The sequence below is a fragment of the Pseudomonas sp. K8 genome (assembly GCF_014889455.1).
Lineage (GTDB): Bacteria > Pseudomonadota > Gammaproteobacteria > Pseudomonadales > Pseudomonadaceae > Aquipseudomonas > Aquipseudomonas veronii.
This window is the reverse complement of the sequence record NZ_VJWO01000006.1, coordinates 152,784-166,200: the sequence shown is the minus strand read 5'-3', so window position 1 is coordinate 166,200 and position 13,417 is coordinate 152,784. Positions and strand designations below refer to the sequence as shown.

Annotated in this window: 11 protein-coding genes; 6 read left to right on the top strand and 5 right to left on the bottom strand. The window is 57.1% G+C overall.

Annotation, left to right across the window (positions count from 1 at the left end; genetic code table 11):
- Positions 1 to 149: 149 nt before the first annotated feature.
- Positions 150 to 1,352: a cytochrome P450 gene (locus tag INT12_RS06755; protein WP_057004921.1), complete on the top strand. Its 1,203-nt coding sequence runs from the start codon at positions 150 to 152 to the stop codon at positions 1,350 to 1,352.
- Positions 1,353 to 1,437: 85 nt separating this feature from the next.
- Here the strand turns inward: INT12_RS06755 and norR are convergent, their stop codons facing one another.
- Positions 1,438 to 2,961 carry a nitric oxide reductase transcriptional regulator NorR gene (gene norR, locus INT12_RS06750; protein WP_046381570.1) on the bottom strand — a complete coding sequence of 508 codons (1,524 nt, stop codon included), beginning with the start codon at positions 2,959 to 2,961 and terminating at the stop codon, positions 1,438 to 1,440.
- Between the two features lie 160 nt (positions 2,962 to 3,121).
- Between norR and norV the strand changes: the two genes are divergently transcribed.
- Together norV and norW are read left to right on the top strand one after the other, a co-directional pair.
- On the top strand, positions 3,122 to 4,564 hold the full coding sequence (gene norV, locus INT12_RS06745; RefSeq protein ID WP_193039961.1) for an anaerobic nitric oxide reductase flavorubredoxin: 1,443 nt from the start codon (positions 3,122 to 3,124) through the stop codon (positions 4,562 to 4,564).
- A complete protein-coding gene (gene norW, locus INT12_RS06740) occupies positions 4,561 to 5,694 on the top strand; it encodes an NADH:flavorubredoxin reductase NorW (RefSeq protein WP_193039960.1) in 1,134 nt (377 codons plus the stop codon). The genes norV and norW overlap by 4 nt, the downstream gene beginning before the upstream one ends.
- 137 nt (positions 5,695 to 5,831) lie before the next feature.
- Here the strand turns inward: norW and gyrB are convergent, their stop codons facing one another.
- The 4 genes from gyrB to dnaA are packed head-to-tail and all read right to left on the bottom strand — an operon-like array spanning position 5,832 to position 12,037.
- Entirely contained in the window at positions 5,832 to 8,249 is a 2,418-nt protein-coding gene (gene gyrB, locus INT12_RS06735) for a DNA topoisomerase (ATP-hydrolyzing) subunit B (RefSeq protein ID WP_017848946.1), read from the bottom strand.
- Positions 8,250 to 8,253: 4 nt separating this feature from the next.
- On the bottom strand, positions 8,254 to 9,357 hold the full coding sequence (gene recF / locus INT12_RS06730) for a DNA replication/repair protein RecF (RefSeq protein ID WP_010565854.1): 1,104 nt from the start codon (positions 9,355 to 9,357) through the stop codon (positions 8,254 to 8,256).
- Between the two features lie 20 nt (positions 9,358 to 9,377).
- On the bottom strand, positions 9,378 to 10,481 hold the full coding sequence (dnaN, locus tag INT12_RS06725) for a DNA polymerase III subunit beta (protein WP_017848945.1): 1,104 nt from the start codon (positions 10,479 to 10,481) through the stop codon (positions 9,378 to 9,380).
- A 38-nt stretch (positions 10,482 to 10,519) separates the two neighbouring features.
- Positions 10,520 to 12,037: a chromosomal replication initiator protein DnaA gene (gene dnaA / locus INT12_RS06720; RefSeq protein ID WP_026140277.1), complete on the bottom strand. Its 1,518-nt coding sequence runs from the start codon at positions 12,035 to 12,037 to the stop codon at positions 10,520 to 10,522.
- Between the two features lie 585 nt (positions 12,038 to 12,622).
- On the opposite strand from dnaA, the gene rpmH reads away from it, so the two are divergent.
- Genes rpmH through yidD form a run of 3 tightly spaced genes read left to right on the top strand, consistent with a single transcriptional unit; the run spans position 12,623 to position 13,416 of the window.
- Entirely contained in the window at positions 12,623 to 12,757 is a 135-nt protein-coding gene (rpmH, locus tag INT12_RS06715; RefSeq protein WP_003213577.1) for a 50S ribosomal protein L34, read from the top strand.
- A gap of 16 nt (positions 12,758 to 12,773) precedes the next feature.
- Positions 12,774 to 13,178 carry a ribonuclease P protein component gene (rnpA, locus tag INT12_RS06710; RefSeq protein WP_010565857.1) on the top strand — a complete coding sequence of 135 codons (405 nt, stop codon included), beginning with the start codon at positions 12,774 to 12,776 and terminating at the stop codon, positions 13,176 to 13,178.
- Positions 13,171 to 13,416 carry a membrane protein insertion efficiency factor YidD gene (gene yidD / locus INT12_RS06705; protein WP_003213574.1) on the top strand — a complete coding sequence of 82 codons (246 nt, stop codon included), beginning with the start codon at positions 13,171 to 13,173 and terminating at the stop codon, positions 13,414 to 13,416. The genes rnpA and yidD overlap by 8 nt, the downstream gene beginning before the upstream one ends.
- Position 13,417 lies beyond the last annotated feature (1 nt).

Sequence of the window (13,417 nt, the reverse complement as noted above, 5' to 3'; positions counted from 1 at the left end):
CTTCACCCAAGTGATGCCGACGTAGGGACGTCGTGCATGGTTTCAGTCTAGCGGGTATTTCCTACATGTCCCGACCGAGTACAAGTAGGCCGACAAACCTTGCTTCCTTGTTTCCGGGTTCTCAGCGGGACGGGTTTATGGAGTAAACGATGGACAAGAAATCGCTACCGGATTGGGATCCCAGGTCTGAAGCCGTATTAAAGGATCAGACGACAGCCTATGACGACATGCGCCACCGTTGCCCGGTCGCACACAGTCAATATGGCTATACGTCGTTATTCAGGCATGCGGATGTGCTGCGCGTACTTAACGATCATGAAACCTTCAGCAATGCCGTCTCGCGTTTCCCCGCGGTCCCCAACGGAATGGATCCGCCCGAACATACGGCGTACCGGAACCTCATCGAGCGTTATTTCAGCCCGGAGCATATGGATGCCTTTGCGCCGACGTGCCGTGACATAGCGGTTCGTCTGGTGCAGGCATTACCGGATGAAGGCCGTGCAGAACTGATCGGCGAATTTGCCCAGATCTTTGCGTTGCAGATCCAGTGTGCCTGGCTGGGTTGGCCGGCGGATTTTCATGAACCGCTGCGCCTGTGGACGCTGAAGAATCACTCGGCCACGCTGTCCAGAGACGAGGCGGCCCTGAGTGCCGTGGCCCTTGAGTTTGACGGTTACATCAAGGATCTGCTGGACGTGCGCCGTACCGCTGGCGCTGCTGCGTCGCATGACATCACGACCCTCTTGCTACGCGACCAGTCCTTGGGAAGGCCCCTGACGGACGACGAGATCGTCAGCATTCTACGTAACTGGACAGTCGGCGAACTCGGAACCATTTCCGCCTCGGTCGGCATTCTTGCGCACTATCTGGCGACCAACTTCGGGTGGCAGCAGCGATTGCGCGAACAACCCGCGCTGTTACCTGTCGCCATTGATGAAATACTGCGTATTCATGCACCACTGATCATGAACCGTCGGGTGACTACGAAAGAGGTCACGCTGGGCGGGCGCACGCTGGCGAAGGGTTCGCGTATTGCCCTCAACTGGGCGTCTGCCAATCGGGACGAAGCGGTCTTTGGAGATCCCGATGAATTGCGCCTCGATCGCGATCCCGAGTTGAACCTGCTCTATGGCGCCGGCATTCATGTCTGCCCCGGTGCGCCGCTTGCCAGACTGGAGCTACGGATCGTGATGGAAGAACTGCTTGGACGCACCAGCCGGATTACGCTGGCGCCGGATAAAGAACCAGTGAACGCGTTTTTCCCTGCCGGCGGGTTTTCTTCTCTACACCTGCAGATTCAGAAACCGCCGTCCCAACCGCTGGGCGCCGGCCTTCCCCCCGAGATCCGATAGCGTTTTATGCTGGACAGCTTGGCGGCGAGGGCGACATGTGGGTCAGCATGACTGACCTGCATTGAGCCCTGATCGGCCGCGAGTGTTATTTCAAACCGAGCCGCTTCGCCAGTCGGTGCAGGTTGGCCACATCCATATCGAGCATTCGCGCACAGGCAGACCAGTTATCTGCGCAATTTTTCAGCGTGCTTTCAATCAGCTGACGCTGGAAGCTATCCGTCGCGTCCCGTAGGCATTGGCCAACGCTGCTGGAAGGAACATCCACAGCAACAGGCAGTATCGCCAGCTGTTCGGGTACTTGATTGAAATGCTGTGCTTCCAGCAGCAGCTCTTCACTTTGCTGGGTCGCACGAGCAAGGATTGTCGCTCGATAAACAGCATGTTCCAGTTCGCGAACGTTTCCTGGCCACGAGTACTGCTTGAGCAACGACAGGCAACCGGCAGCCAACGCCACCCGTTGCAATCCCATGCGTACCCGGCTCTGCTCGCAGAAAAAACCCGCTAGCAATGTGATGTCCTGCCCACGCTCACGCAGTGGTGGCACATGCACAGGGAACACGCTTAAACGGTGGAACAGGTCGACCCGGAAGCGATTGTTCAGCACCTCCTGCTTCAGGTCACGATTGGTCGCGGCAAGCACCCTTACGTTGACCCGCAAGACGGTATCGTCACCGACCCGTTGCAGGTCGCCGTATTGCAATACCCGCAGCAGTTTTGCTTGCAGGCTCAGCGACAGTTCACCGATTTCGTCGAGGAACAGTGTGCCGTTATCGGCCATTTCGAACTTGCCGGTGCGATGATGGATCGCCCCGGTGAAGGCACCTTTGACATGGCCGAACAACTCACTCTCAGCCACTGACTCCGGCAGCGCAGCGCAGTTTAGATAGACCACAGGGTGACTGGCGCGTGATGAACCTTCATGTATCGCCTTGGCGACCAGTTCCTTGCCGACCCCGGTTTCTCCAGTGATCAAAACGTTCAGGTCGGAACCTGCCACCATTTCGATCTCTCTTTTCAACTGTTGCATGACCTCGCTGAGCCCGACCATTTCGGTGCCGGGTTTGCCCGCCGGGACATGACTGATGGAGAGAGGCGTAATGGTCTGACTCTCGAGTTGCTCCACCAGCAACGCATTGGTCAAGGCAGCAGAAGCGAGGGCGCCCACCAGTCGCAGCTCTTCGTCGCTGAAGTGATCAAACTGTGCCGGGTCCATGCCATCGATCGTCAGCGCGCCAATCAGTGTCTGGTCCGCGAACAACGGTAACCCGATGCAGGCATGTACTTTGAGGTCCTGCCGGCTCGGGATCAGGCCGTCATAGGGATCAGGCAAATGACTCTCTGCCGGAAAGCGCACCACGTCACCGGCGCGAGCGATGGCTTCCAGACGCGGATGTGCATCAAGGCTGAAGCGGCGCCCCAGAACATCCGGTGCCAGGCCATCGATCGCCAGCGGACGGAACAGTCGCTGTTCATAACGTAACAAGGCAGAGGCGTCGCAACCCAGCAATTGGCGCAGGGTATTGATCAGACGTTGAAAGCGGTCCTGATGGGAAATGCCGCTTTGCAGCTCAATAGCGATGCGTGCCAGGGATTCAACGGAGAGACTCATGGTTTGTCACTTTGACAATGAATTAGTCATAAAGACAATAGTCTGGCAATGTCATATTGACAATCATTGTTTTATTTTTCCTTTTAAATCAACTAGTTATTATGTGGCACGAAGGTTGCCATCTTCGGTGTAGAACATCATTTCTATACCGAGGTAGGTCATGTCAATTCACGTCAAAAACAACATTCATTGGGTCGGTCAGCGCGATTGGGAAGTGCGGGACTTTCATGGCACAGAATACAAATGCCACAAAGGCAGCAGCTATAACAGCTACCTGATCCGTGAAGAAAAGACCGTACTGATTGATACGGTTGATCACAGGTTCAGTCGGGAGTTCATACAGAACCTGGCGATGGAAATCGACCTGAACACGCTGGACTGTATCGTCATCAACCATGCGGAAGAGGACCATGCAGGAGCGCTGACAGAGTTGATGTCGCTGATCCCGAATACGCCGATCTATTGCACCGCCAATGGCGTGGACTCGATCAACGGTCATCACCATCATCCCGAGTGGAATTTCCACGTCGTCCATACCGGCGACACCCTGGATGTCGGCAATGGCAAACAGCTGGTTTTCGTGGAAACCCCGATGCTGCATTGGCCGGACAGCATGATGACGTACATGACCGGCGATGCCGTTCTGTTCAGTAACGACGCCTTTGGCCAGCATTACTGCGACGAACACCTGTTTAATGATGAAGTGGATCAAAACGAACTGTTCGAACAGTGCCAACGCTACTACGCCAATATCCTCACCCCCTTCAGTCGCCTGGTCATTGCCAAGATTACCGAGATCCTCGGTTTCAACCTGCCGGTCGATATGATTGCCACCGCTCATGGCGTGGTGTGGCGGGATAATCCGACGCAGATCGTGCACCGCTATCTGGAATGGGCGGCGGACTATCAGGAGGATCGCATCACCCTGTTCTACGACACCATGTCGAACAACACCCGCATGATGGCCGATGCCATCGCGCAGGGTATTCACGAAGTCGATCCAGGTGTGGCGGTGAAGATTTTCAACGTCGCGCGCCACGACAAGAATGAGATTCTGACCAACGTGTTCCGCTCAAAAGGCGTTTTGGTGGGCTCGTCCACCATGAACAACGTGATGATGCCGAAAGTCGCCGCACTGCTGGAGGAAATAACCGGGCTGCGTTTTCGTGACAAAAAGGCTTCGGCGTTTGGCAGTTACGGCTGGAATGGCGGGGCGGTAGACCGTATCCAGACGCGCTTGATGGACGCCGGTTTTGAAACCACATTGGCGCTCAAAGCCAAGTGGCGGCCGGACGGTGACGCGCTTGAGGTTTGCCGGGCTCATGGCCGCGAAATCGCTCGGCAATGGGCGCTGCATCCATCGACGGCTGCACATGTCGTACCCGCTGCAGCCACCGCAACTGCCCAGGCAGACCCCATCGCGGACAACGGCCTGCGCACGCGCTGCAGTGTCTGCCAATGGATTTACGACCCCGCGATCGGCGAGCCGATGCAGGATGTGCAGGCCGGTACGGCCTGGTGTGATGTGCCTGATTACTTCCTGTGCCCTGAATGTTCAATGGGTAAATCCGTGTTCGATGAGCTGCCTTCGGAGGCGACATGAACCGGGAAATCGTCATTGTAGGCTCCGGCTTCGCGGCTCGTCAGGTGGTCAAGAACTTGCGCCGGCTCGATGCAGCGGTGCCCATTCGATTGATCGCTGCAGACAGTTGCGATGAGTACAACAAGCCCGACCTGAGTCACGTCGTCAGTCTCAATCAGACTGCCGACGACATGACTCGCCAGCCTGCGGCAGAGTTTGCCGAGATGTATCGGTTGACCCTGAACTCGTGCTGCCAGCTCACTGCGATTGATCGCGAAAACCAGCGTGTTAGCGCCGGTAATGAGGCATTCAGCTACGACCAACTGATTCTCGCCACGGGGGCGCAAGCCATGGTTCCGCCGATTCCCGGGCGGGAGTGGATGGTGACTCTGAACAGTCAGCAGGAATACCGTCATGCACAACATGCACTGCGGGCTGCACAGAGCGTACTGATCCTCGGGGCCGGCTTGATTGGCAGTGAACTGGCGATGGACATCAATCGTGCCGGAAAGCAGGTGGTGCTGATGGACAAGTCCTGCAGCCTGCTCGCATCGTTGCTTCCTGTTGAGGTGAGCAGCCGCCTGCAGCACCGGTTATGCCAGATGGGTGTGGAAATGCTGTTTAACCAGGCGTTGGTATCCATTGAAAAGAGAAACGATGGCCTGTTGGCGACGTTGTCCAACGGCCGACACCTCAGCGCCGATGTGATCGTTGCCTCAATTGGGTTGAAACCCGATACGACGTTAGCCACACAGGCTGGCTTACGAGTGGACCGTGGCATTGAAGTTGATGAACGCATGTGTACCTCTGACCCACGCATATTCGCCGTTGGCGATTGCGCGCAAATCCAGGGCAAGCTACTGCCGTTTCTGCAACCTATTCAGGTAAGCGCCATGACCCTGGCGCGTAATGTGCTGGGTGGGAATGAGGAAGTTAAGTTCCCGGCGATGCTGGTGAAGGTCAAGACTCCGGAAATGCCGCTGCACCTGGCCGGAGAAACCAGCCGCAAGGACTTGCAATGGCAGATCAGCCTTGAGGCACAGGGGCTGATAGCCAAAGGTTTGGACATGGCAGGGCAGCTACGTGCGTTCGTCGTCAGTGAAGACCAAATGAAGCAGGCCTTTACGCTACTACGGCAACTCTCGCTGTGAATCCAATTGGCAGAGCTCTCGCGCGTTCCTGGACATACGGGCAAAAAAAGGCCAACCCGCAGGGGTTGGCCTTTTTGTAGCGCGGCGAAAGCAGCATAGTGTGAACGTCAGCTGCTTTTGTGAGTTCCTACACCCGATCAGAAATCCAGGTTAGACACCGCCAAAGCATTGCTCTCGATGAAGTCACGGCGAGGCTCGACCGCATCACCCATCAGGGTGTTGAAGATCTGGTCTGCGCCGATGGCGTCTTCGATGGTCACGCGCAGCATACGGCGCTGAGCGGGGTCCATGGTGGTTTCCCACAGTTGATCCGGGTTCATCTCGCCCAGACCTTTGTAGCGCTGGATGGTGTGACGCTTGGTGCTTTCGGCCATCAGCCAGTCAAGGGCTTCCTTGAATTCCCTGACCTGCTTCTTGCGTTCGCCACGTTGGATATAAGCGCCGTCGTCCAGCAGGGTGCTCAGTTGTGCGCCCAGGGTGACCACGGTTTTGTAGTCGTTGCTGCCGAAGAAGTCGCGGTTGAAGGTGACGTAGTTGGACAGGCCGTGGGAGATCAATTCGACCTCGGGCAGCCACACGTTACGTTCACGGTCTTCGCGCAGGCTGGCTTTGTACACCAGGCCGGATTTCTCGACGGTGCGCAGACGCACTTCATACTGGGCCAGCCAATCCTGCATCGCTGCGTGATCGCCCAACTGCTCCAGGCTCACGGCCGGCAGGTAGATGAAGTGCTCGGTCAGTTCCTGAGGGTACAGGCGCGACAGACGCTTGAGCGTCTTCATGACCATGCGGAAGTCGTTGACCAGACGCTCCAGCGCCTCACCGGAAATGCCCGGTGCTTCTTCGTTCAAGTGCAGGCTGGCGTCTTCCAGGGCCGACTGCGTCATGTACTCTTCCATGGCGTCGTCGTCTTTGATGTATTGCTCTTGCTTGCCCTTTTTGACTTTGTACAACGGCGGCTGGGCGATGTAGATGTAGCCGCGCTCGATCAGCTCCGGCAACTGACGGAAGAAGAAGGTCAGCAGCAGGGTACGGATGTGCGAACCGTCGACGTCAGCATCGGTCATGATGATGATGTTGTGATAGCGCAGCTTGTCGATGTTGTATTCGTCGCGGCCGATACCGCAGCCCAACGCCGTGATCAAGGTGCCGACTTCCTGGGAGGAAATCATCTTGTCGAAGCGTGCTTTCTCGACGTTGAGGATCTTACCCTTCAACGGCAGGATGGCCTGGGTGCGACGGTTACGGCCCTGCTTGGCGGAACCGCCAGCAGAGTCACCTTCCACCAGGTACAGCTCGGAAAGGGCAGGGTCCTTCTCCTGGCAGTCAGCCAGTTTGCCCGGCAGGCCGGCGATGTCCAGCGCGCCTTTGCGGCGGGTCATCTCACGGGCTTTACGCGCGGCTTCACGGGCACGCGCTGCGTCGATCATCTTGCCGACAACCAGCTTGGCTTCGTTCGGGTTTTCCAGCAGGAAATCGGAGAAGTACTTGCCCATCTCCTGTTCCACGGCGGTCTTCACTTCGGAAGACACCAGCTTGTCTTTGGTCTGGGAACTGAACTTAGGGTCCGGTACTTTCACCGAAATAATCGCAGTCAGACCTTCACGCGCATCGTCACCGGTGGTGGCAACTTTGTGCTTCTTGGCCAGGCCTTCGGCTTCGATGTAGGTGTTCAGGTTACGCGTCAGTGCGGAACGGAAACCCACCAGGTGAGTACCGCCGTCGCGCTGCGGAATGTTGTTGGTGAAGCACAACAGGTTCTCGTTGAAGCTGTCGTTCCACTGCAGGGCGATTTCCACGCCGATGCCGTCTTCACGCTGGACGTTGAAGTGGAACACCTGGTTGACCGGAGTCTTGTTGGTGTTCAGGTATTCAACGAACGCACGCAGGCCGCCTTCGTATTTGAACAGCTCTTCCTTGCCGCTGCGCTCATCCTTGAGGACGATGCCGACACCGGAGTTGAGGAAGGACAGTTCACGAATCCGCTTGGCCAGGATGTCCCAGCTGAAGTGGATGTTCTTGAAGGTTTCGTCAGAAGGACGGAAGTGAATCTGGGTACCGGTAGTTTCGCTTTCGCCAACAACCTTCATCGGTTCCTGCGGAACACCGTGAACGTAGGTCTGCTCCCAAATCTTGCCGCTGCGACGCACGGTCAGCACCAGCAATTCGGAGAGGGCGTTTACTACGGAAACACCTACGCCGTGCAAACCACCGGATACTTTGTACGAGTTGTCGTCGAACTTACCGCCGGCGTGGAGCACGGTCATGATGACCTCTGCCGCCGAAACGCCTTCTTCTTTATGCACGTCTACCGGAATGCCACGACCGTTGTCGCGCACGGTGATGGACTCATCCGGGTGAATGATAATGCTGATGTCGTCGCAGTGACCGGCGAGAGCTTCGTCGATGGAGTTGTCGACCACCTCGAACACCATGTGGTGCAGACCGCTACCATCATCGGTGTCGCCAATGTACATACCGGGACGTTTGCGTACGGCATCCAAACCTTTCAGCACTTTAATGCTGGTCGAGTCGTACGTGTTTTCTTCGCTCATGCCTTCACTCCCGATGGTCGTGGGTCTGGGTGATACGGCCTTGTTCCACGTGGAACAAAGCGACTGGCGTTTCCGTCTGCCAGCCTTCCCTCAATAATTCGTGGTCTACACAGGTGATAAACACCTGGCAGCGTAAGTCTTCCAACAAGCGGCATAACGCTCGGCGGTGTTGCTCGTCGAGTTCTGACGGCAAATCATCCACCAGATAAATACATTGACCGCGCCGGGCCTGGCTAACCAAATGCCCTTGGGCGATACGCAACGCACATACCACCAGCTTCTGCTGGCCGCGGGACAAGATATCCGCGGCATTATGTGCGCCTAACCTAAGACGCAAATCAGCGCGCTGGGGGCCGGCCTGGGTGTGGCCGATTTGCTGATCCCGCTGCAAGGACGTGGCGAGCACTGCACTCAGTTCACGCTCTTTGTCCCAACCGCGGTAGTAGCTCAGCGTCAGCCCTTCGAGGTCCAACAGCTCACTCAAGGTCTGCTCAAAGACTGGTTTCAAGGCTTTGATATAGGCGCGGCGGTATTCATCTATTTCGTCGCTGGCCAGGCACAGTTCCCGGTCCCAGGCTGCTTGCGACGCGGCGTCAAGTGTACCATGCCGCAGCCATGAGTTCCGCTGCCGCAAGGCCTTCTGCAGGCGCTGCCAAGTGGCCATGAAGCGCGGTTCCACGTGGAACACTCCCCAATCGAGGAACTGCCGACGGATTTTCGGCGCGCCTTCGAGCAAACGGAAACTGTCGGGGTTGATCAGTTGCAGCGGCAGGATTTCCGCCAACTGCGCCGCGCTGCGAGCATTTTGCCCGTCGATGCGGATCTGAAACTCGCCCCCGCGATCACGGGATATCCCCAGGCTGCTATGGCCACCTTCAGCCAACTCGACCTGGCCAAACACCGTACACGCCAGTTGTTCGTATTGAATCACCGGCAACAGGCGAGCACTGCGGAAAGACCGGGCAAGCCCCAACAAATGGATGGCTTCCAGCACGCTGGTTTTGCCACTGCCGTTGGCGCCATGGAGGATATTGATGCGGGGGGAGGGGGAGAAGGTCACCGGGTGCAGATTGCGCACCGCGGTGACCGAGACGCGACTGAGGGACATCTAGCTTCTGCTGAGCATGATTACAGACGCATCGGCATAACAACGTAAGCCGAGTCATCGTTATCGGATTCTTGCACCAGCGCACTGCTGTTGGAGTCGGACAGAATCAGGCGAACCTGTTCGGTGGTCATCACACCCAGCACGTCGAGCAAGTAGCTCACGTTGAAGCCGATTTCCAGCGAGCCGCCGTTGTAGTCGACGCCCACTTCTTCTTCCGCTTCTTCCTGTTCCGGGTTGTTGGCCTGGATCTTCAGTTGGCCGTTGGCCAATTGCAGGCGAATACCCCGGTACTTTTCGTTGGACAGAATCGCAGTACGGCTGAACGCCTCACGCAGGGCCTGACGATCACCGACCACCAGCTTGTCGCCACCCTTAGGCAGTACACGCTCGTAATCCGGGAACTTGCCGTCAACCAGCTTGGAGGTGAAGGTGAACTCGCCGGTGGTGGCGCGGATGTGATGCTGGCCCAGGACGATGCTGACGATACCGTCCGGCTCGGTGAGCAGACGCGCCAGTTCAAGGATACCTTTGCGCGGCACGATCACCTGATGACGGTCCGGCTGACCGATATCGGCCTTCATCGAACACATGGCCAGGCGGTGACCGTCGGTGGCCACGGCGCGAATAATGCCTTCCGACACTTCCAGCAACATACCGTTGAGGTAATAGCGCACGTCCTGCTGGGCCATGGCGAAGCTGGTTCGCTCGATCAAACGACGCAGTTTGCTTTGCTCCAGGCTGCAGGTCAGCGAACCCGGGCCTTCTTCCACAGTCGGGAAGTCATTGGCCGGCAACGTCGACAAGGTGAAGCGACTGCGGCCGGCCTTGACCACCAGCTTCTGCTCATCGACCTTGATGTCGATCAGCGCGTCGTTGGGCAAGCTTTTGCAGATATCCATCAGCTTGCGCGCGGGCACGGTGATCTCGCCAGGTTCAGCGGGCTCTTCCAGCTGAACGCGACCCACCAGTTCGACTTCCAGGTCGGTGCCGGTCAAGGACAATTGCTGGCCCTCGACAACCAGCAATACGTTGGAAAGCACCGGCAAGGTCTGTCGGCGCTCGACGACGCCTGCGACCAGTTGCAGGGGTTTCAACAGGGCTTCGCGTTGAATGGTGAAGTGCATGGTCTAGTCCCTTGCCTTAATAAGCTGCGCTGGTGTCATCAAGTAGTCAGTGTACGCAGCAGGTTCTTGTAGTCCTCGCGAATATCCGCGTCGGATTCCTTAAGCTCGTTGATCTTGCGGCATGCGTGCAAGACCGTGGTGTGGTCGCGACCACCGAAGACATCGCCGATTTCCGGCAGGCTGTGGTTGGTCAACTCTTTGGAGAGTGCCATGGCCACCTGACGCGGACGTGCCACCGAGCGCGAACGGCGCTTGGACAGCAGATCGGAAATCTTGATCTTGTAGTACTCGGCCACGGTGCGTTGGATGTTATCCACACTCACCAGTTTGTCCTGCAGAGCCAGCAGGTCTTTCAGGGATTCGCGAATCAGCTCGATGGTGATGTCGCGGCCCATGAAGTGCGAGTGCGCGATGACCCGCTTGAGCGCGCCTTCCAGCTCACGCACGTTGGAGCGAATGCGTTGGGCGATGAAGAACGCAGCGTCGTGGGGCAGATCGACTTTGGCCTGATCGGCCTTTTTCATCAGGATCGCCACGCGGGTTTCCAGCTCCGGTGGCTCGACCGCCACGGTCAGGCCCCAGCCGAAGCGCGACTTCAAGCGTTCTTCCAGGCCTTCGATTTCCTTCGGGTAGCGGTCGCTGGTCAAGATGACCTGCTGGCCGCCTTCGAGCAGGGCGTTGAAGGTGTGGAAAAACTCTTCCTGGGAACGTTCCTTGCGCGCGAAGAATTGAATGTCATCGATCAGCAAGGCATCCACGGAACGGTAGAACCGCTTGAACTCGTTGATAGCGTTGAGCTGCAGGGCCTTGACCATGTCAGCCACGAAGCGCTCCGAGTGCAGGTACACGACCTTGGCATTCGGGTTCTTCTTTAATAGATGGTTACCCACCGCGTGCATCAAGTGCGTCTTACCCAGGCCAACGCCACCATAAAGGAACAGCGGGTTGTAACCGTGCTTGGGGTTGTCGGCGACTTGCCAGGCGGCCGCGCGGGCCAGCTGGTTGGATTTACCCTCGACGAAGTTCTCAAAGGTAAAGGTGCGGTTCAGGTAGCTGGTGTGCTTGAGCGCGCCTTCGACCTGCACGGTGCGCTGCTCGGCGCGAACCGGTGCTTGCTGGGAACTGGCACCCGCCATCGGATCGAAGCTGTCGCGGGACGGCTCTTCATTGGCCGGCGCGTTTTTCTGGGCCGACGATTTCGAAGGCGTCGGCGCGGGAGCCGGCGCGTGGTTGACCGGAGCCGTCACCGCCTGGGCTTGCGACGCGGCAGCCGCCAATGGCGCATTCGGCGCAGCGCGAGGCGCGGAGCTACGTTTGCTGCCTATTAATAAGGAGAGCACGGGCGCGAGGCCGTTGCCATGTTCATCGAGCAATTCGAGAACGCGGCTCAGGTACTTCTCGTTGACCCAGTCGAGAACAAAACGGTTGGGTGCGTAGACGCGCAACTCGTCGCCTTCGGCTTCGACCTGTAGCGGACGGATCCAGGTGTTGAATTGCTGGGCAGGCAGCTCATCGCGCAAAAGCTCTACGCACTGCTGCCAAAGTTCCACTGACACGGATATCCCCTAAGTTGAAAGCCGGTGAGGCAAAAACAGCCGCCATTGTAGCGGTCGGCCGCCCACTTATCCACATGTAGGTTGCGCACAGGTCAGCCAAAAACAACGCCTTAACGTGAATAAAGGCGACCAATGGTCTGTGCATAAGCTCTGTGGATAAGCGCCCCTGAGCTCGTTGCACAAGTGGGGTCGAAAGTCTGTGGGTAACTGGCCTGTGGATAACAACCCATTCCACCCACAGCTTATCCGACAGCGCAGCACAGGCAGAGCACCGTTTCTCCCCCGTGTTGTCATTCTCTGTACATCACGTGGAATAAGGCCTAAAGGCAGTTATCCACAGAGGAATGCCTGCCTAGCTTTTATAAGCTTTACAGAAAAGCTTTAAATAACTTCCTTCTTTATTTTTATATCTATGGCATTGCCCTTGGAAGCTCGCTGGACAAAAAAGGGCGGATTGCCTGTAAAGATCTAATTGAAGGAAAAGCTGGTTGGAAATTGACCTAGAGGCTTGCTTTCTCTAGAATCGCCGGTCTCTTAAAACGGGGGCCATTCCGGCCCGTTGTGGACGAACCAGGTAACAACGCCATGAAACGTACTTTCCAACCAAGCACCATCAAACGCGCCCGTACCCACGGCTTCCGTGCTCGCATGGCTACCAAGAACGGCCGTGCTGTCCTGTCGCGTCGCCGCGCCAAAGGTCGTGCGCGTCTGGCAGTTTGATAATCCGGTACTGGTGGTGAGTCAGGACTTCAGTCGGGAAAAGCGTCTGCTTACCCCCCGGCACTTCAAGGCAGTCTTTGACTCCCCCACCGGCAAGGTTCCGGGGAAAAATCTCCTGCTCCTTGCGCGTAACAACGATCTGGATCACCCCCGTCTCGGGTTGGTGATCGGCAAGAAGAGCGTAAAGCTCTCCGTTGAGCGCAATCGCCTCAAGCGTCTGATGCGCGAATCGTTTCGCCTCCACCAGGACACTCTGGTTGGTTGGGATATTGTTATCGTCGCGCGCAAAGGCTTGGGGGACGTAGAAAACCCCGAATTGATTCAGCATTTCGGCAAGCTCTGGAAACGTCTGGCGCGTACCAACAAACCAGCACCAGCAGTCAGCACCGAAACTGTAGGGGTAGACAGCCTTGATGCGTAAACTGGCACTCGTTCCGATCCAGTTTTACCGCTATGCCATTAGTCCTCTGATGGCCAACCACTGTCGTTTCTACCCCAGTTGTTCCTGCTACGCGTTAGAGGCCATAGAAAATCATGGTCTTCTGCGCGGTGGCTGGCTGACCTTTCGTCGTTTAGGTCGCTGTCATCCGTGGAATCCCGGTGGTTATGACCCGGTTCCACCTATCCCTACCTCCCGTTCTTCTTCGATGGCCGAGTAAT